17 protein-coding genes are annotated in these 19999 nt (G+C 61.9%); all 17 read right to left on the bottom strand.

The window, feature by feature from the left end:
• Window position 1: 1 nt before the first annotated feature.
• Window positions 2-1531: an N-acetylneuraminate synthase family protein gene (locus ABOC32_RS11110; protein ID WP_426811039.1), complete on the bottom strand. Its 1530-nt coding sequence runs from the start codon at window positions 1529-1531 to the stop codon at window positions 2-4.
• Window positions 1531-2856, bottom strand: a complete 1326-nt coding sequence (gene rfbH, locus ABOC32_RS11105; protein ID WP_426811038.1) for a lipopolysaccharide biosynthesis protein RfbH — start codon at window positions 2854-2856, stop codon at window positions 1531-1533. Before rfbH ends, ABOC32_RS11110 begins: the two co-directional genes overlap by 1 nt.
• Window positions 2849-3916, bottom strand: coding sequence for a CDP-glucose 4,6-dehydratase (gene rfbG, locus ABOC32_RS11100; protein ID WP_426811593.1), 1068 nt, complete (start codon window positions 3914-3916; stop codon window positions 2849-2851). The genes rfbH and rfbG overlap by 8 nt, the downstream gene beginning before the upstream one ends.
• Window positions 3907-4677, bottom strand: coding sequence for a glucose-1-phosphate cytidylyltransferase (rfbF, locus tag ABOC32_RS11095; RefSeq protein WP_234228880.1), 771 nt, complete (start codon window positions 4675-4677; stop codon window positions 3907-3909). Before rfbF ends, rfbG begins: the two co-directional genes overlap by 10 nt.
• 328 nt (window positions 4678-5005) lie before the next feature.
• Window positions 5006-6481 carry a transcriptional regulator FleQ gene (fleQ, locus tag ABOC32_RS11090; protein WP_016498533.1) on the bottom strand — a complete coding sequence of 492 codons (1476 nt, stop codon included), beginning with the start codon at window positions 6479-6481 and terminating at the stop codon, window positions 5006-5008.
• A gap of 168 nt (window positions 6482-6649) precedes the next feature.
• Window positions 6650-6943, bottom strand: a complete 294-nt coding sequence (locus ABOC32_RS11085; RefSeq protein WP_026034449.1) for a hypothetical protein — start codon at window positions 6941-6943, stop codon at window positions 6650-6652.
• Between the two features lie 16 nt (window positions 6944-6959).
• Window positions 6960-7361, bottom strand: a complete 402-nt coding sequence (gene fliS, locus ABOC32_RS11080) for a flagellar export chaperone FliS (RefSeq protein WP_060493036.1) — start codon at window positions 7359-7361, stop codon at window positions 6960-6962.
• A gap of 125 nt (window positions 7362-7486) precedes the next feature.
• A complete protein-coding gene (fliD, locus tag ABOC32_RS11075) occupies window positions 7487-8875 on the bottom strand; it encodes a flagellar filament capping protein FliD (RefSeq protein WP_426811037.1) in 1389 nt (462 codons plus the stop codon).
• A gap of 83 nt (window positions 8876-8958) precedes the next feature.
• Window positions 8959-9315, bottom strand: a complete 357-nt coding sequence (locus tag ABOC32_RS11070; protein WP_234228867.1) for a flagellar protein FlaG — start codon at window positions 9313-9315, stop codon at window positions 8959-8961.
• Window positions 9316-9391: 76 nt separating this feature from the next.
• A complete protein-coding gene (locus tag ABOC32_RS11065) occupies window positions 9392-10834 on the bottom strand; it encodes a flagellin (protein WP_234228864.1) in 1443 nt (480 codons plus the stop codon).
• Window positions 10835-11240: 406 nt separating this feature from the next.
• Window positions 11241-12170: a ketoacyl-ACP synthase III gene (locus ABOC32_RS11060; protein ID WP_426811036.1), complete on the bottom strand. Its 930-nt coding sequence runs from the start codon at window positions 12168-12170 to the stop codon at window positions 11241-11243.
• A 376-nt stretch (window positions 12171-12546) separates the two neighbouring features.
• Window positions 12547-14109, bottom strand: a complete 1563-nt coding sequence (locus ABOC32_RS11055; protein WP_426811035.1) for a flagellar hook-associated protein 3 — start codon at window positions 14107-14109, stop codon at window positions 12547-12549.
• A 13-nt stretch (window positions 14110-14122) separates the two neighbouring features.
• Complete coding sequence (flgK, locus tag ABOC32_RS11050; protein WP_426811034.1) at window positions 14123-16165, bottom strand: flagellar hook-associated protein FlgK; 2043 nt, start codon at window positions 16163-16165, stop codon at window positions 14123-14125.
• 12 nt (window positions 16166-16177) lie between these two features.
• On the bottom strand, window positions 16178-17332 hold the full coding sequence (gene flgJ / locus ABOC32_RS11045) for a flagellar assembly peptidoglycan hydrolase FlgJ (RefSeq protein ID WP_426811033.1): 1155 nt from the start codon (window positions 17330-17332) through the stop codon (window positions 16178-16180).
• Between the two features lie 11 nt (window positions 17333-17343).
• Window positions 17344-18453 (bottom strand): flagellar basal body P-ring protein FlgI, encoded by a 1110-nt coding sequence (locus tag ABOC32_RS11040; RefSeq protein ID WP_043197277.1) that lies wholly within the window; start codon window positions 18451-18453, stop codon window positions 17344-17346.
• A gap of 12 nt (window positions 18454-18465) precedes the next feature.
• On the bottom strand, window positions 18466-19161 hold the full coding sequence (flgH, locus tag ABOC32_RS11035) for a flagellar basal body L-ring protein FlgH (protein WP_264387143.1): 696 nt from the start codon (window positions 19159-19161) through the stop codon (window positions 18466-18468).
• Between the two features lie 36 nt (window positions 19162-19197).
• On the bottom strand, window positions 19198-19983 hold the full coding sequence (gene flgG, locus ABOC32_RS11030) for a flagellar basal-body rod protein FlgG (protein ID WP_016498523.1): 786 nt from the start codon (window positions 19981-19983) through the stop codon (window positions 19198-19200).
• Window positions 19984-19999 lie beyond the last annotated feature (16 nt).

Genomic DNA, 19999 nt, shown 5'->3' with positions numbered 1-19999 from the left:
GTCAGTCCATCCAATAGCTCAAGAGGGTTTTACGGTCGCGATTGGCATTGATCGCTTCGTCGGTATAGAACGAGTCATTGCTGAAATGCGTGGAAGACAACTCTTCGATAATGGCCCCGTCCTGACTGTGGAAGGCATGGCGAACACCCGGCTCGACAGTGACCACATCACCCGGACGGCAAACACGCGTTACACCGTCCAGTTGCAGGGTCAGCTCGCCATGCAGGACGTGGAAGGTTTCTTCCTTGAGCTTGTGATATTGCTCAGGGTGCTGCTGACCCGGCAGGAGCATCAGCAGCTTCTTGCAGTAGCCCCGGTTGACCACGGTGAGCATGGTCAAACCGATTTCGTCGAATTGATCCAGGCCATAATGGTGGGATATTTCCAGATCGACCCGCCCTGGCACGACCACGTGGCTGCCGCTCAGTTGCGCCCGCACTCGCTGGACAATCGCCCAGACCTTGTCACGCACATCACGGCGTGTACTGTTCTGCGCGCTCAGTGCGGCATGCTCGGGGATATCCGCCTGGGCCGTGAAGGTGGCGTATTTCGACCAGTCGTTGGCAGTGACCTGCCCGTCCTGCGGCGGGAAGGCAAAATACACATCGTCAGCCTGCACCACCTCACCCGCAGCAATGGCCCTGCGCAGGAATACACCACGACGCAGGGAGCGCAGGCTGGCGACTTCACTCTCGTTTACCGGCAGGCGCTGCTCGCCTTCACCGCACAGCAGCAAGGCATATTGCGCAGCTTCCAGCCAGCGCCGAACCTGCTCCGGGCTTGCCGAATAGGCGTTCAGCGGGAACTGCTCGGTGGGCAAGCCGACGTGTTTTTCAAAAATGCGTGCGCCCTTGGCCAGCGCGATCTTGACGATGTCGGTGTTGTCCGGGTTTTCATGCGTGGAAAAGCCCACGCGTACGTCGGGATAGCGCCGACGCAGGAAGTCCACCTGCGACAGATGCATGTTGGCATCGGCGGTGGGGTACTCGCCTACGCAATGCAGGATGGCGAAATTCTTTTCCCTGTGGCCAAGGAAGCTGACCAGGCGATCGAGCTCCTCCAGGGTCGAACCGGCAGTGGAGACGATCAGCGGGTGGCGAGTCTGTACCACGCGCTCCAGCAACGGCCAGTCGCTCATCGAGCAGCTGGCGATCTTGATCGCATCCAGCTGCTGCGCTTCGATCACGTCCACCGATGCCTCGTCGAACGGCGTCGACAGGCAGAGGAAACCGTTGGCACGGATTTCCGCCACCAAGGTGTCGAACTGCTCACGGGACAGACGCGTCTCGCTGAAGCGCTTGATGTACTTCACATCGTCACGGCCGCGCATTTGTGGGTGGATGAAGGTATCCAGGTCACGGTATTGCAGCTTGAAGGCGAAGCGGAACGGGAATGCCTTGCACACATCGGCAAAGGCGCGAATCAGCGCCACGCCATGCGCCACATCGCCCATGTGGTTGTTGGCCATTTCCAGGATGAACAGCGGTTTGTCAAACAACGCACCGGCGTTGACGGTAGGGGCTGCGCTCATCAGTGGGATCCTCGGTTGAGCCAGGCTTCGATGTGACCGGCCGCATGTTCCAGATGGTCGTCGCTCAAGCCCGGCCACAGGCCGATCCAGAACGTGTCGTTCATGATCTTGTCGGTGACCGGCAGCTCGCCGGAAACCCGGTAGTTCAGCCCCTGCATGTAGGGTTGGCGGGTCAGGTTGCCAGCGAACAGCAGGCGCGTGCCCACGCCCTGCAGATCCAGGTAGCGCAACAGCTCCAGGCGCTTGCCGCCGCTGCCGTCGCGCAGGGTGATCGGGTAGCCAAACCAAGAAGGGTCGCTGTCGCGGGTGGCCTGCGGCAGGATCAGATGCTCCGCACAACCGGCCAGGCGCTCGCTGAGCCAGCCGAAGTTGCGCTTGCGCGCGGCAACAAAATCATCAACCCGGTCCATCTGCGCCAGGGCGCAGGCAGCCTGCATGTCGGTGATCTTCAGGTTGTAGCCCAGGTGCGAGTAGGTGTACTTGTGGTCGTAGCCTTGCGGCAGGTCACCCATTTGCCAGCAGAAGCGCTTGCTGCAGGTGTTGTCCTCGCCCGGCGCGCAGTAGCAATCGCGGCCCCAGTCGCGGAACGACTCGATGATGCGCTTGAGCAACGGCGAATCGGTGAACACCGCCCCGCCCTCGCCCATGGTGATGTGGTGCGCCGGATAGAAGCTGAGGGTGCCGATATCGCCGAAGGTACCGACCATGCGCCCTTCGTAGGTGGAACCCAGGGCATCGCAGCAGTCTTCGATCAGCCACAGGCCATGCTTGTCGCACAGGGCACGCACAACGCTCAGGTCGAAGGGGTTGCCCAGGGTATGGGCCAGCATGATGGCTTTGGTCTTCGGGCCGATGGCCGCTTCGATCAGTGCCGGGTCGATGTTGTAGGTGCCCATCTCGATATCGACGAACACCGGTACCGCGCCGAACTGCAGGATCGGGTTGACGGTAGTCGGGAAGCCGGCAGCAACGCCGATCACTTCATCACCCGGCTTGATCGCCCGGTCGCCGAGGCGTGGCGAGGTCAGCGCGGAAAACGCCAGCAGGTTGGCCGACGAGCCAGAGTTGGTGGTGAGTACGCAACGACGCCCCAGGTACTTGGCCAGGCGCTTTTCGAACGCCTCGTTGAAGCGGCCGGTCGTCAGCCAGCCATCCAGCACGGCCTCGGTCATCGACTGCAGCTCGCCCGCACCGATCACCTTGCCAGAAGGCGGCACACTGCTTTGCCCCGCCACGAAAGGTTTGGGCGCCATCTGCAGCTCGGCATAGCGCCCGACCAGTTCGGCAATCTGTTGGCGCAACTGCTGCGCCGTACTGTCACTCATGGGTTCCGCCTTGGTGAACCGCGATCTGCTCGCGGGTAACGATGTTCATGTCACGCCCTGCACGCCAGGCCAGATGCCAGTCCAGGGTATGTTTAAGGGTGTCGTCCAGCGACCAGCGTGGCGCCCAGCCAAGCATCTGCCGCGCCTTGCTGGAGTCCAGCGCCAGCAGGCCGGCTTCGTGCGGCTGGGCATCGCCGGCCACCGACCAGCGCGCCTCGCCTGGCCAGCGTTCGGCAAGGCGCCGGACGATCTCGCCGACGCTGGCCAGCCCTGCGCTGTCAGGGCCGAAGTTCCAGGCTGCGGCGTGCTGCTCGGCATCAGTAAACAAACCCTGCGCCAGTTGCAGATAGCCCATCAGCGGATCGAGCACGTGCTGCCAGGGGCGCGTCGCATCGGGGTAACGCAGGGTCACCTCCTGGCCGTCCTGCCAGGCGCGGAAGATATCCGGCAGCAAGCGCTCGGCAGACCAGTCCCCGCCACCCAGTACGTTGCCCGCGCGCGCCGTGGCCAAGGCCACACCGGCGGAACGCAGGAACGAGTCGCGGTAGCTGGCGCACAGCAGCTCGACACAGGCCTTGCTGCTGCTATAGGGGTCGAAACCGCCCAGGGCATCCTGTTCGCGGTAGGGCCAGGGCCACTCGCGGTTGTCGTAGCACTTGTCTGTAGTTACCACCAGCACCGCACGTACCGAAGGCGTGGCACGCACTGCCTCAAGCAGGTTGAGCGTGCCCATGACGTTGGTGGCGTAGGTGTCGCTTGGCGAGCGGTAGGACTCGCGCACCAGCGGCTGAGCCGCCAGGTGCAGCACCAGTTCGGGCTGGAAGTCCTGCAGGGCACGGGCCAGGGCCGAGGCATCACGGATGTCGGCGAAATCCCCTGGAATCTGCTGTTGCAGGTGCGCGACCTGCCAGAGCGAGGGCGTGGTCGCAGCAGGCAAGGCGAAGCCGCGCAGGTCGGCGCCCAATTGGCGCAGCCATACGGCCAGCCAGCCGCCCTTGAACCCGGTATGCCCGGTCAGCAGGACGCGGCGCCCTGCCCAGAATGCCGGGTTCAGCGCCATAGCTGCCATGCCGCATCGCCGTTTTTCCAGTGCTCTTCGAGCAGCATGCGATCACGCAGGGTATCCATCGGTTGCCAGAAGCCACGATGCAGGTGGCTCATCAGCTGACCGTCCTCGGCCAGACGACGCATGGGCTCGTATTCCCAGGTAGTGTCATCGCCTGCGATGTACTCAAGCACGGCCGGCTCCAGCACGAAGAAGCCCCCGTTGATCCAGCCGCCGTCGCCCAGCGGTTTTTCCTGGAAGCCGCGCACCTGTTGGCCTTGCACATCCAGCGCGCCATAACGCCCCGGCGGCTGTACGGCGGTAACCGTGGCCATCTTGCCGTGCTGCCGGTGGAAATCGATCAGGCGCGGGATATCGACGTCAGACACACCGTCGCCGTAAGTCAGGCAAAAGGTTTCGTTGCCAACGTACTCGCGGACCCGCTTCAGGCGGCCACCGGTGGCCGTGTTTTCCCCGGTATCCACCAGTGTCACCCGCCATGGCTCGGCGTGGCGGTTGTGGATATCCATGCGGTTTGCCGCCATGTCGAAGGTCACGTCCGACATGTGCAGGAAGTAGTTGGCGAAATACTCCTTGATCACATAGCCCTTGTAGCCCAGGCAAATGACGAAGTCGTTGATCCCGTAGTGCGAGTAGATCTTCATGATGTGCCAGATGATCGGTTTGCCGCCTATCTCGATCATCGGCTTGGGGCGCAGGTGAGATTCTTCGCTGATGCGTGTGCCCAGCCCACCGGCCAGAATGACTGCTTTCATTATGCTGCTCGTCCGCATTGGTCGGAGGGGTGACAAAAAACTGGCCCCTGGCCCTTTCTGCTAGGCAAAGCAAAACGCATGCCTGCTTTATGAAAGCTTTTTAATGGATTCGTTTTTGGTTTCAGACAGTTGCTCGCGCCCGTTCGCAGACATACGAGCGCCGCAGGACCAGCGGGGAATTTGAAAATGCTGGGAAGCTTGGAATCCAGACTGCCTGTGCCGGCCTCTTGGCGGGTAAACCCGCTCCCACGGGTGCCGCGCAAAGCTCAGGGCCTGCGCTGCCCCTGTGGGAGCAGGTTTACCCGCCAAGAGGCCGGCACAGGTAGCGTCAATCCTCTGCCTGGTCCTCGCCGCCCTGGCGGCTCATGCCGTACTTGCGCATCTTCTCGACCAGGGTGGTACGACGAATACGCAAACGTTCAGCCGCGCGCGCAACGATACCGTTGGCATCGTCCAGCGCCTGCTGGATCAGGCCCTGCTCCAGGCTACCGAGGTAGTCCTTCAGGTCCAGACCCTCAGGTGGCAGCATCGCAGGGTTGCTGAAGTTGGGTGTGTGGCCATTGATGGCCACGCGCTCTTCCAGGTCGCTGCGCAGGCTGTCGACCATCTGCTCGTCTTCATCATCGACGTAGCGGAATTTTTTCGGCAGCTCGGACACGCCGATCACCCCGTACGGGTGCATGATCGCCATGCGTTCGACCAGGTTGGCCAGCTCACGCACGTTGCCCGGCCAGCCGTGGCGACACAGCGACATGATCGACGCCGAGTTGAAGCGGATGGAACCGCGCTTCTCGTGCTCCATGCGCGAGATCAGCTCGTTCATCAGCAACGGGATGTCTTCCACCCGCTCACGCAGCGGCGCCATCTCGATGGGGAACACGTTCAGGCGGTAGTACAGGTCTTCGCGGAAGGTACCGTCCTCGATCATGGTCTCGAGGTTCTTGTGCGTTGCGGCGATGATGCGCACGTCGATGCTCTGGGTCTTGTTGCTACCCACGCGCTCGAAGGTACGCTCCTGCAGCACGCGCAGCAGCTTGACCTGCATCGGCAGCGGCATGTCGCCGATTTCGTCAAGGAACAGGGTACCGCCGTTGGCCAGCTCGAAACGCCCGGCGCGGCTGGTGATCGCCCCGGTAAAGGCGCCCTTCTCGTGGCCGAACAGTTCGCTTTCCAGCAGCTCGGCCGGGATCGCGCCACAGTTCACTGGCACAAACGGCGCCTCGCGACGCTTGGAATGGTAGTGCAGGTTGCGCGCCACCACTTCCTTGCCGGTGCCCGACTCACCCAGGATCAGCACGCTGGCGTCGGTATCGGCCACCTGCTGCATCATCTGCCGCACGTGCTGGATGGCACGGCTGGTGCCGACCAGGCTGCGGAACAGGTTGGGCTCGCGCTGACGGCCACGCTCGCGCGCCTGGTCATACATCTCGCGATAGACCTGGGCACGGTGCAGCGAATCCAGCAGCTGGCTGTAGCTGGGTGGCATTTCCAGGTTGGAAAGCACCCGACGGCGAAGGTCTTCCGGGAACTCCGCAGAAGAAATTTCACCTAATAGCAGCACCGGAAGGAACTCATCCCACCCGGCCACTGTCTTAACGAGCCCAAGGAGATTGCCCGGAGCATCTACGCTGCCGATGAGCACGCACAATATTTCACGGCTCGAAGACAACGACTCGACCGCTTGTTGCCAGTCATGGCTCGAGCAAGCGAGGTTTTCTTCACCGAGGAAATTCAGCACCACCGCCAGATCGCGGCGGCGCGCGCTGTCGTCATCGATCAGCAGAATTTTGGTTTCACGCCACATGCAATAGCAACTTCCCTAGTCATATCGCCGCCCTGCAGGGGCATGCTCGACATCATTCCGACTGAATGGTCAGTGTTCGGACGTCTGGAATTCGAGAACAGACACTAGTTAAGTCAAAAAGGCCCACACAGTCAAATTTATGGCGCCTTTTGTCAAGTTGTGCGCATCTTAACTGAACAGATGGTAAACCTTCGAAGCATTTTTCGCTTGGTTGATCTGCATCATCTCTTCGGCAATTGCCTGGCGTTCACCGGTTGTCACGTCGATCAGGTTGCGGTAGACCAGCAGCACCCCTTCCAGCTTCTCGCGCAGCAACGCCTGGTCCACCGCGTGGGTTTCCAGCACCTCGTCGATGCAGGCGCGGCACGCCACATCCAGCTTGGCGATGGCTTCCCAGTCACGCTCACTCAGGGCGCCGACCAGGGCATCACAGGTGTCATCGAGGCGTTGCAGTGCGGTCACGGTAATCTCCTTGCCGTCAGCTGGCAGGCTGGGCGTCGGCAATGCCGTCCCAACCGCTTTTCACGGTGATCAGCAGCTGGGCAACTTCGTCGATAATGCCGGCATCATTGTCGACATTGGCCTGCATCAGGCGGTTGGTCATGTAGACATAAAGCGCGTCGAGCTTCTCGACAGACTCCGGGTTTTCGCTTTTTTCGGGCTGCAGGCCGTCGCGAAGACCGATGATGATGTCGATCGCCTTGCCGAGCATCAGGCCCTTTTCCGCGATGTCGCCACGCGCCATGGCACCCTTGGCCTGGGCCATGCGATCAAGGCCACCTTCCATCAGCATCTGCACCAGGCGGTGCGGCGTGGCTTCGGAAATCTGGGCATGGGAATTGACCTTCTGGTACTGACGAAGGGCTCTCATGGGATTCATCTTGCGACCTCGTGACGGGCAGGCTTAAGGGAGATATTCCTTGTATCGGGCAGACGGTGAAAAACTTTACCGGCCGATGACATGAAGCCGGGCATCATGCCCGGACTTCATGCAATGTTCACGGTTTAATCGTCACTGCTCGACTTGTTCAGTGCGTTGAGCGTACTCAGCACGGAGTTCTGCTGCTGGCGCAGTTGGGTGACCAGGGTATCCATGTTGTTGTACTTGTCCTGCAGGCTCTTCTGCAGGGCTTCCATCCGGGTGTCCAGGGTCTCCTGCTCGCTCTTGAGCTTGGTCAGGCTTTCGCTCAGGACCTTGGAGCGCTCGGCGAGGGTGCCGGTGCTGGCCTTGGCGAACGGCTCGGTCACTTTCTGCAGGCGCGCCAACAAGCCGTCCTTGCCATTGAAGATACTGGTCAGGTCCGCCGCATTGGTGGACGCAACCTTGTCCCACTTCTTGTCATCCAGGCTCAGCGCACCGCCATCCTGGGCAGAAGTGACACCAAAGGCAGCGAGAGATTTCAGGGTACCGTTGCCCGACACCGCATTGAGCTCCTCACGAATGGAGGACATCAACGTACGCATCGTGGCATCACCGGTCAGCGCCGCAGACGTCATGCTGCCATCAGCGTTTTTGGTGACCTTGGTTTCAGCATTCATGACTTTGAGCAGGGCGTTGTAGGTATCAATGAAACCCTTGAGGCCCGACTTCAACGTGGTGGAACTGGTGGTCAGCGAGAGAACCGTCGCTGTCACCTCGCCACTTGTAGCGTTTTTCGGTGAAGTACCCACCAACTTGATGTTCAGACCACTGACGGCATCGGTGATGTCGTTGGTCTTGGACTTCATGGCAATACCGTCCAGCGTGTACTCGGCGTCCGCCGGCTCATCGACAACGGTATAGCCGGTATCAATACCCGAATTACCCGAAAGGGTGATGTCGGAGCCTTCACCCATTTTGGTCGAGGTGACGATCAGACGGGAACCCGTGGCGTCGGTCAGTACGTTGGCACTCAGGCCTGCCGTACTGAACTGGCTATTGATGCTATCGCGAACCTGCTGCAATGTTGCGCCGGCAGGAACGCTCAGATCGTAGGGTTTGCCATTCTGCGTCATGGTCAACGTGGTCGCACTGCCAGTGGCATTGACTACCGAGCCCGCGCCATCTGTGTAGACCTTCGTCGACACCTTCGACGCAGTCGCCAGCTTGTCGACAATCAACTTGAACGAACCGTTGGCAGCGCCGGTGCCCATGGTCACGGTCGCGACCTTTTCATCCGAAGACTTCAGGCTGAGGCCACCGAAACTGTTGGTGTCGGTCATGTTGGTCAAGGCGCCGCGGAAGGCATCCAGCGCCGACTGGATCTTGCCGATAGAGGACAACGTGGTGGTTGCCTTCAGTGTTTGGGTATTGATCTGCGCCTGCTTCGGCGCCTTCTGCGCGGCCACCAGGGAATCGACGATTGCCTGGGTATCGATGCCCGAGCCAATACCGCTGACTGTTGTACCTGCCATCATTGCTCTCCTTGTTCAGTAGCCGCCGGATCCTTGGCGGATAAATCCATCAAGGGGCCGACAGCAACAAAAATCATGCCAGCCTATGCCTGATCATCGAACAGCAGGCTGCTGGCTTCACTGAGGCTTTGCGCGAGTTTGAGCGCAAGTTCCGACGGAAGCTGCCGGATCACCTCACCGGACTGGGTGGCAATTACCTTGACCACGACCCGACCGGTTGAATCATCAATGGAAAAATCCAGCTGGCGCTGGCTCGACTGGACGAAATCACGAATCTCGCCAACCGCCTTTTCCAGGTCTTCGCGCGAGTGCGGCTGGTTATCGGGGGCCGCAGCGTCCTGCACCTTGGCAGGCACTGCCGGGTCCCGATCCCGATCAGCTACTGGCGCCTGGGGTAACACAGACGGATACACCTGGCTCAGCTTGACACTCATGTCCATGTTTCGAACTCCTCATGTCAAAAAGGGTGAAAGGGCACGTAAACGCGCCCTTTCACCCTTTACTCAGGCGCCTGAATTACTGGAGCAGTTTCAGGACCGAAGATGGCAGCTGGTTAGCCTGCGACAGGATCGCAGTCGAAGCCTGCTGCAGAGTCTGCTGCTTGGTCAGCTCGGCAGTTTCCGAGGCGAAGTCCACGTCCTGCACGGTGGAGCGGGCAGCGGTGGAGTTCTTCTGGATGTTCTGCAGGTTATCGACGGTGGTTTGCAGACGGTTCTGGGTAGCACCCAGGCCCGAACGGACGCTGTCGATCGAACCGATGGCCTTGTCGATAACGGCCAGTGCGTTCTGGGCGTTGACGGCTTCGGTAACATCGGTATCGGCGATGGTGGTCTTGGCCGAAGACTTGGAAGCCGAACCGAACAGGTCGGTTGCGCCAGTACCGGTGGCGCCGTTAGCTACCGAGTAACCTTTGGCAGAGTCCAGGGAAATCTGGCCAGTAACGGTCGCTTTGTCGTTAACGGTAGCGGAAAGCGTGGTCAGAGTACCTGGGAAATCACCGGCGCCGTCGCGCGCACCCACCGAAATGGCGTCTGCGCCGGCCTTGGAGGTGAAGGCCAGGTTCTCGCCAGTGTCCGACTTCACCGACAGGCTCTTGGTCGATTCGTCGTAGTTGACGCTGATACCCAGCTTGGCGGCGTTGGACTTCAGCTGATCAGCCAGGCTCTTGGTGTCAGTAACACCGATGAAGCTGACGGTGCTACCGCCTACAGTCAGGTCAAAGTTGGCTGGAGTAGCTGCAGCGCCACTGGCAACAGCCAGTTTGACTTCGGTGCTGGCAGTAGCAGTCAGGCCACCGATGGAGCCATTGAGTTTGGCAGCGATGTCTTTGGCCGAGGCGCCCTCATCATAGCTGACGGTTTTGCTCTGACCGTTGCCAGTGACAACCAGATCAGCTGCGGCCACACCGCTGGCGCTAGGTGCGATAGTGCCCGACTTGATCTGCTGCGAGCCGATGCTCTTGGCCGAAACGTTGTCCAGCGCCAGGTTGATGGTTTCGTTGGCGTTGGCGCCGACCTGGATGGCCTTGGTGCCGTACGAACCGTCCAGCAGCTTCTGGCCACCGAAGGTGGTGGTTTCCGAGATACGGTTCAGCTCAGCGGTCAGAGCCTGGTATTCGTCGTTGTTCGACTTACGGTCGTCGTTGCTCAGGGAGCCAGTAGCCGAGGACAGGGCCAGGGTACGCATTTTCTGCAGGATGTCGGTCGAAGCCTGCATTGCACCTTCAGCGGTCTGAGCGATCGAGATACCGTCGTTGGCGTTCTTGACAGCCTGGCCCAGGCCGTTGATCTGGCTGGTCAGACGGTTGGCGATCTGCAGGCCGGCAGCGTCGTCTTTAGCGCTGTTGATACGCAGACCCGAGGACAGACGCTGCATCGAAGTGGTCTGAGCGTTGCTAGCCTTGGTCAGGTTGCCCTGGGTAGTGATCGACGCAATGTTGGTGTTTACAGTTAAAGCCATGACGAAATCCTCGTTGGATGGGTACTGCGGCTTCCGGCCTTGGCAACCGCCGGACTGGCCTAGAGAACCTTCGTAATAGTTATCGTCGGGTGCGCGGGATGCTTGAGGGGTTTTTCGAAAAAAAAATGCTGGCATGGGGCCAGCCCCGAGAAATCAAGGGGTTAAGGGCAGTTTATTGGCGTCAAAAACCTCTCGAATGTGCTGTGCATTGGCCCCAGGCACCCTCCTCCCCCTGTGGGAGCGGGCGCGCCCGCGAAGCAGACAACTGGGTGGATGGCACCGGCTTTGCCGGTGTTCGCGGGCATGCCCGCTCCCACAGATTCCGCGTGGCCGCCGCGACTTTATTTCAGGCATGAAAAAAGCGCCGAGCGGTGGCCGCCGGGCGCTTTTGGGGACTGCTGGGGGATCAGTCGCGGTACAGGATGGCCGAGCCCCACGACAGGCCCACGCCAAAGCCGCTGATCGCCACACGCTTCCAGCTGCCGTCGAGCATGTGCTTCTGCAGCAGCAGCGGCACGCTGGAGGACACGGTATTACCGGTTTCCAGCATGTCCTTGACGAACTTCTCCGGGTGCTGCTCTTCGAAGCGACGGGCCACGGCATCGACAATCGCCGCACTGCCCTGGTGGATGCAGAAGGCGTCGATATCCGACGAGGTCAGGCCGCTGGCATCCAGCAACTCGTGCAGGTGCGCCGGCACCTTGACCAGGGCGAAGTTGAACACCTGGCGGCCGTTCATGAAGAACTTGCCGTCAGTGACTTTCAGGTGCTCGGCACCGGAGCCGTCAGTGCCGAAACGCGCCTGGCCCAGGTTCCACACCGCGCCTTCACCCATCCAGGTGGCCGTGGCGGCATCGCCGAACAGCATGGTGGTGTTGCGGTCCTCCGGGTCGACGATCTTCGAATACGGGTCGGCCGTGATCAGCAGGCCGTTTTTCAGCCCTGCCGCTTCCATGAAGCCTTTGATCGCGTACAGGCCATACACGTAGCCGGAGCAACCCAGCGACACGTCGAACGCCGCCACGCGGGTAGACAGGCCGAGCTTGCTCTGGACGATGGCAGCGGTGTGCGGCAGGCCTTCTTCGTCACCGTTCTGGGTGACCACGATCAGCGCATCGATCGACTGCGGATCAAGGTCTGGGTTGCTGGCGAACAGGGCCCGGGCGGCTTCTACGCACAGGTCGGAAGTTTCTTGCTCTTCGGCCTTGCGCGGCAGGAACGAGGCGCCGATCTTGCCGAACATGAACTCTTCGTCCTTGCCGAACTTCGCACCCTGGACGTAGTTGTCCAGGCCAGCGGTAGGCACGTAACTCGCAATGCTTTTGATGCCAATCATTCTGGCTTCCCAATGAAAACAGCCAAAGACCACCACTCGATGAATTGAGGGCGCCAAATACCGGGGCGCGTCACCGCCAGAGGTTGAAGGCAGAGCTCACCTGCGCACCGGTAACAAAATGCTGCAACAGCTGCTGCATAGAATACAGGGAAGATGATCGTTTTGACTCATTGGTCACATTGAAATGCTACGAAAGCCTTGCTGAGGGTTTGGCGACTGGTTTTTTGCCAGAGGAAAAAGCTGGGGCCGCTACGCGCCCCTTCGCGGGCACGCCCGCTCCCACAGGGACTGCGTGTGCTTGAAACCTGCACAATACCTGTGGGAGCGGGCGCGCCCGCGAAGGGCCACGAAGCGGCCCCAGCATTTGACAAGCGAATCAGAGCTTGTTGAACAGGCTCAGCTGCGAAATGCGCGAGAAGGCCAGCTGCGAGGCTTCAAGCATGGCTTGCTGCAAGGTCAGGGTAATGGCTGCCTGCGACATGTCGGTATTGCCGATGGCGTTCTGGGTGGTCTTGTTGGCAAGGCCCAGGCTGGTGTTCTCCTGGCGCTGGATCTCCAGCGAGTTGCCACGGGCGCCGATCGAACCACGGGTGATGTCGACCTGCTCGCGGGCGCTGGCCAGGTTGGCAATGGCCGAAGCCGCCGCATCCTTCAGCGCATTGGCCGCGCCGGCACCGGTCACCGGGGTGTCCAGGGCCGTACGCAGCTGGCTGAGGGTTTCCAGCACGTTCTGGTTCTGATGGGTATTGGCATTGACCGCGAACTGATCACCCGCCTCCGGCGAACCAGACACCTGGTAGGTCACCCCGGCTACCGTCAGCGACGGTGCAGTGAAGGTACCAGTGGCAATCGCCTTGCTATCGGCCGTCAGCGGCTGCGCATAGAGCTCGTAAGCGCCGGGCCCGGTGAACTTGATCACCGCACCATTGCTGGGGAAGGTACTGCGATAGGCGGCTTCGTCAGTCACACTGCCGGCGGTGATCTGCGCACTGGAGGTGTTGCTGCCGTTACGCGTGGTGTTGAACGAATCCGGGCGGGCTTCCAGGGAAAACTCGCGCCCCGCCACTGCCGCGTTGGCATCGGCGCCCTCTTCCAGCGTTACGGTGATTTCGAATTGAACACCACGCAGGGCGATCTTGTTGGCGCCTTCAGTCTTGCTGTCGAAGGTGCCGTTAGTGGCGGTTTCGGAGGTGATGTCCTTGCCACTGGCGTCGGTGATGGTGTACTGGGTCGCGCTGGTGAAGGTCAGCTTGTAGGGCTGGCCTGAGGTGAAGCCGTTGTTGTAACTGGTGCTCGAAGTCAGCAGGCCCGACGACACGCCGACCACGCCATCGTCGGTGGCCGGCACCAGCAGGGTCGACTGGGTGCGGCTTTTATTGCTGGCCGAGTCGAAGATGCTGAAACCAGTGTCGTTGGTAGCGAGGTTCAGGGTGTCGGACACCTGCAGGCTCAGCTGGGTCTGGTCGCCGTTGTAGCTGTAGGTACCGTCGGAGTTGCGCACATAGGGTGGCGTGGTGCTCTTGGAGCCGCCGAACATGTAGTCGCCGTTGGCATCGCGCGAGTTGAGCAGGCCGAAGATGTTGGCTTCGATCTCTTTCAGCTCGGTGCTGATGGCCGTACGATCAGAGTCGGTCACCCCAGGGCCGCCAGCACGGATCGCCAGCTCGCTGGCGCGCTGCATGGCGTCGTTGATGGTGGAGAGCACGCTCTCCTCCTGCAGCAGGGCGTTGCTCACCGTGTTGATGTTGCCGCTGTACTGGTCCAGCAGGGACTGCTGTTGTTGCAGCAGCAGCAGACGCGCTGCACCGACCGGGTCATCGGCCGCGGTCTGGATGCGAATACCCGACGTGACCTGATCGTTGGTCTTGGTCATGGTCGAGAAGTTCTTGGAGTAGCTACTGGCGCTGGCCTCATAGAACTGAGCAGTGGAAATACGCACGAGAGTCTACTCCTTACAAGGCATTGATCAGGGTGCTGAAGGTTTCTTGCGCCGCCTTGATGATCTGCGACGAAGCCGTGTAGTAGTGCTGGAATTTCACCAGGCTGGCCGCCTCGTCATCGAGGTTGACGCCAGACACTGCGCTGCGGCTCTCGCTGGCGGACTTGAGTACCGCCTCGGTCGCCGTGGTGTCGATGGTCGCCTGGTTGGCCTTGGCGCCCACGCGCTCGACCAGCGAGGCATAGGCCGACGTGAAGCTGGTGCCACCGCCGGAACCGGTGTTCACCGTCGACTTGGTCTGCAGGCCCAGCAACGCCGTGGCATTGCGGTTGTCGGCCTTGCCGTCGGCGTTGAACGACAGGGTAAAGCTGTCATTGGCAGCCGGGCTGCCGCCGATGGTGGTCTCGACACTGAAGGTACGCGGGTTGCCGCTGGCATCCTTGATCGGGTTTCCAGCCGCGTCGAGCATCGGCACGGCAATCGAGAGTTTATTGTCCGTACCCGGCACCACGCTGCCGGTGCCGATCTGGGTGCCTTTGGCATCGAACAGCTTGTAACCCTGGGAGCCACCGCTGGCGGCGTCGAACACCACGCGCACCGGCATCGAGTCGCGAATCGATTGCTGAATCAGCGCAGTGTCGGCACCGCCGTAGATGTCCAGCGATTCGCCCAGCGTAGGCTGGGTGATGGTGCCGGTGCCGCTGTTGCCGCTACCCACACCGGCGCTGATCGGCCCGGCGAAGGCCAGCTTGTTGGCATCGGTCAAGGTAGTGGTGATGCTGCCGGCAGCCGCCCGAGTGGGGATTACCTTGAAGCTGTCACCTGCTGCCAGGCCACCGCCTTTCAGCGACAGGCTGAAGCCGTCGATCACCGGCGCCGGGTCGGCGCTGAGGTCGAAGCTGCCCATGTCGGTGCCGTCGGAGCGGCGCACGCTGTACTGGTTGGCGCTGGTGAACTTCACCTCGTAGTCGTAGGTGGTCAGCGCACCGCTGTTGGCGATGGTCACGTCCAGGTTGCCGGAGCCGGTGCTGTTGTTCGACGAGGCCAGGCTGCGCTGGGCAATGGCGGTGGCGCTGTTGATGCTGGAGAACAGCGAGCTGCCGAACTGGCCATTGGCATCCAGGCCCTGCCCCAGCTGGCTGTTGATGCTGTCCGACACCACCAGGGCAACGCGGCCCAGCTCGTTCATGGACGGCATCAGCACGTCCTGGCGGTAGCGCACCAGGCCACCGATCGCACCACCGGTCACCACCGAGGTCACGTCGGAGCTGAACGACTCGTAGTTGATGCGCAGGCTGGCCTGGCTCTTGTCGGCAGCACCTGGCTGCACCGACAAGGTGTTGGCCTTGTTGCCGGTAACCAGCGACTGGCCGCTGCCCAGGTACACGTCGTAGTTGCCGTCACGCTCCTGCACCGTCACGCCAACCAGCTCGTTGAGCTGGCGCACTGCTTCGCTGCGCGCATCCAGCAGGCTGTTGGGCGTGTTGCCAGTGCCCGACGCCGCCGCGATCTGCTTGTTGTACTCGGCAATGTTGGCGGTGAGCTTGTTGACCTGGCCAGCCATGGTGTCGAGCTGGGAGTTGATCGTTTCGTTCTGCTGGGTCAGCTGAGTGCTCACCGCGTTGAACCGGTTGCTCAGGGTTTGCGCCTGGGTCAGCAACAGCTGCCGGGAGGCAACGTCACCGGGCTTGGCCGCCGCTGTCTGCAGCGCCGAGAAGAACGCAGTCAGGACCGAGCTGATGCCGGTATCACGGTCGGCCAGCAGCTTGTCGATGGTGGTGATCTGGTCCTGGAAGGCAACCGAGTCGGCCTGCAACGAGGTCGCGGTCTGCAACTGGTTGTCCAGGTAGGAGCTGTAGATGCGACGCACGTCCGCCAGCGTGGTACCGGTACCCAGGAACCCCGCGCCGATGTTGTGCGAAGCCCCCGCCGCCTGAATCGTCTGTTGGCGCGAATAGCCACTGGTCGCGGCGTTGGCGATGTTGTTACTGGTTACCGACAAGGCCGCCTGGCTGGCACTCAGGCCACTCAGGCCGATCGAAATCAGGCTCGACATGATTTAGTCCTTTTATAGATTCGTGGTTCTGCCAGCCATGGCGTATTGCGGGGTTGACTGCATTTGCTGGGCGATACTGATGATCTTCTTCGCATAGCCCGGGTCGGTCGCATAACCTGCCTTCTGCAGCTCTCTTGCAAACTGCTCAGGGTTATCGGCCGAGTCCAGCGCATCTTGATAGCGAGAATTGCCCTGCAGCAGGTTCACCAGGTCGTGGAAGCTGTCCTGGTACGAGTCGTAGCTGCGGAACGCCGCGGTTTCCTTGACGAACTGGCCATCGCGGAACTCGCTGGTGATCGCCCGCGCCTGCTCACCTTGCCAGTTGCCGGTGGCCTTGATGCCGAACAGGTTGTGGCTGCTGCTGCCATCGGTATTGCGCATCACCGATTTGCCCCAGCCGGTTTCCAGCGCGGCCTGGGCCACCAGGTAGCGCGGGTCGATACCTATGCGCTTGGCGGCTTGCTCGGCCATCGGCAGCATGGTGGCGACGAATTCGTCACTGTCGGCAAAGGCCTTGCTCGGCGCCAGCGGCGGCTGGGCCACGGCGCGGCCGACAATGCGCAGGCCGTTGTCCGGCACGGCGAAGGCCTTGGCCACTTGCTGGCCGTCACGGGCGGGCACGGCGGCGTTATTGGCGGTGGCGGCCGATGGCACGATGCCGGCCAGCAGGCGGTCGGTCAGCTTGCTCGGCAAGGCCAGGCGCCGCGAGTTGAGCGCGGCGACGTCGTTGCGGGTGGTGGCCGGGTCCGTGGTATGCACCGGCTCCGCCACCTTGTTGCCCCACAGCGCCGGGCCACTGCCGTCGGCACGCGGGAACGGGCTGGTGTTGATCGACGCACTGCGGCCCTTGGTCAGCTGGCGCACCAGCACATCCTGCAGGCCGATACCGCCACCTTCGCGGGACATGCTCACGGCCAACTGCTGGTCGTACATGTCGCGGTACTGCTTGACCGTTTCGGTGTTCATCGGGTTGTCATCGGCCAGCACGTCGCTGGCCTTGCGCGAGGCCTTGAGCATTTCGCTGATGAACAGCGACTCGAACTCCTGGGCCACCTTGCGCACGTTGGCTTCGCTGTCGCGATCACCGTGCTTGAGCGCACTCAGGCGGTTGAGGTCGGTATAGGCGCCGCTGTCGGCACTGCCGGAAACCTGGCTTTTGATATTCATCCGCGCCGTCCTCAGATCACGATCAGGTCGGCCTGCAAGGCGCCGGCCTGTTTCAGGGCTTCGAGGATGGCCATCAGGTCGCCAGGCGCTGCGCCCACCTGGTTCACCGCACGGACGATCTCATCCAGCGTGGTCCCCGGGCCGAACTTGAACATCGGCTTGGCTTCCTGCTCGGCGTTGACCCGCGAACGTGGCACCACGGCCGTCTGGCCATTGGAGAAGGCGCCCGGCTGGCTGACGATCGGGTCTTCGGTAATGGTCACGGTCAGGCTGCCGTGGGTCACCGCCGCCGGCGACACCTTGACGTTCTGGCCGATGACAATGGTGCCGGTACGCGAGTTGATGATGACCTTGGCCACGGCCTGGCCCGGGTCGATTTCGAGGTTTTCGAGGATCGACAGGTAATCCACGCGCTGGCTCGGGTCCATCGGCGCACTGACCCGCACCGAACCACCGTCCACGGCCTGGGCCACGCCCGGGCCGAGCAGCTCGTTGACCTTGTCGACGACGCGCTTGGCAGTGGTGAAGTCAGGGCGATTGAGGTTCAGGGTCAAGGTATTGCCCTGGTTGAAGCCGCTGGGTACGGACCGCTCGACACTGGCGCCGCCCGGGATGCGACCGGCCGACGGAACGTTGACGGTGATCTTCGAGCCGTCACGGCCTTCGGCGTCAAAACCACCCACCACCAGGTTGCCCTGGGCGATGGCGTAGACGTTGCCGTCGATACCCTTGAGCGGGGTCATCAGCAGGCTGCCGCCACGCAGGCTCTTGGAGTTACCGATCGACGACACGGTAATGTCCACCACCTGGCCGGGCTTGGCGAACGCCGGCAGGTCGGCATGCACCGACACCGCCGCAACGTTCTTCAGCTGCACGTTGCCGGAGCCGGCCGGCACCTTGATGCCGAACTGCGACAGCATGTTGTTGAAGGTTTGCAGGGTGAACGGCGTCTGGGTGGTCTGGTCACCCGTGCCGTTCAGCCCCACCACCAGGCCGTAACCGATCAACTGGTTGGAACGCACGCCAGAAATGCTGGCGATGTCCTTCAGGCGCTCTGCCTGCGCACCGAAGGCACAGGACAGGAGCAGGGTTGCGGCAATCAGCTGCCTCACGTTGAACATGGTCATCCGTACTCAGAAAGGCCAAAGCGGGCTGATGAAGAAGCGGTCCAGCCACCCGGGCTGGCTGGCATCGGCGAACGAGCCGGTACCGGAATAGGTAATGCGCGCGTCGGCCACACGGGTGGACGGCACGGTGTTGTCGGTGGCGATGTCGTCGGCGCGGACCATGCCGGCAATGCGCACCAGCTCTTCGCCGGTGTTCAGGGTCAGCCACTTCTCGCCGCGCACGGCGATGATGCCGTTGGGCAGCACTTCGGCCACGGTCACGGTAATCGAACCGGTCAGGGTGTTGCCCTGGGTGGCCTTGCTGTCGCCCTTGGTGGCGCGTTCGCCGTTGTAGCCGGCCTCCAGCGACAGGTCACCGCCGCCGAACGGGTTGTTGGTGTTCGGTGTGCTGCCGAACAGCGAGGTCAGGCCGATGTCGGCCTTGCTGTTCTTCTGGATCTGCGAACCTGCGTTCTTGCTGGCCGAGGTTTTCTCGTTGAGGGTGATGGTGATGATGTCACCCACCCGGAACGCCTTGCGGTCGCTGTACAGGTTCTGCTCGAAACCGGCCTGGTAGATGGAACCGTTGTTGGCCGCTGCCGGCAACGGGGTGCGCGGCAATACCGGCGCGTAGTACGGGTCGTTGGGCTTGGGCGTCGGGCCGACGCAACCTGCCAGCAACACCGCCCCCCCCAGGGCGAACACGGACAACAGACGATTCATGGTGCATACCTCACGGGTGTAACGAAGCGACAGGGCTTAGAGCTGTTGGGTCACGAACGACAGCATCTGGTCGGCGGTGGAGATGACCTTGGAGTTCATCTCGTAGGCGCGCTGGGTGGTGATCATGTTCACCAGCTCTTCCACGGTGCTGACGTTGGAGTTTTCCAGGGTCTGCTGCTGGGTGGTGCCGAAACCGTTCAGGCCCGGGGTGCCGACTTGCGGCGCGCCGCTGGCGGCGGTTTCCAGGAACAGGTTGTCGCCGATGGCCTGCAGGCCAGCCGGGTTGATGAAGTCGGCAGTCTGGATGTTGCCGATCACCTGCGCTGCCGGGTTGCCGGCCGTGGTGATCGACACGGTGCCGTCCTGGCCCACGGTAAAGGTTTGCGCGTCGTTCGGCACGACAACGGCAGGCTCCAGGGCGTAGCCGTTGGCGGTGACGATCTGGCCGTCGGAGTTCAGGTGGAAGGTGCCGTCACGGGTGTACGACACCGTGCCGTCCGGCTGCAGAATCTGGAAGAAGCCACGGCCGTTGACGGCCATGTCCAGCGGGTTTTCGGTGGTCTGCAGGCTGCCGGCGACGAAGCTTTTCTGGGTGCCGACAATGCGCACACCGGTACCGACCTGCAGGCCCGAAGGCAGCTCGCTGTCCTGGGTCGACTGAGCGCCGGGCTGGCGGCGGATCTGGTACAGCAGGTCCGCAAACTCGGCACGGTCACGCTTGAAGCCGGTGGTGGAGACGTTGGCCAGGTTGTTGGAAATGACCGTCAGGTTGGTGTCCTGGGCGGACAGGCCGGTTTTAGCGACCCAAAGAGCCGGAAGCATGTAGTTCTCCTCGTGC

This window comes from Pseudomonas sp. WOUb67 (assembly GCF_050058005.1).
Taxonomy (GTDB): Bacteria; Pseudomonadota; Gammaproteobacteria; order Pseudomonadales; family Pseudomonadaceae; genus Aquipseudomonas; species Aquipseudomonas putida_R.
The sequence above is the reverse complement of the archived record's forward strand: the minus strand, read 5'-3'. Positions and strand labels throughout refer to the sequence as shown.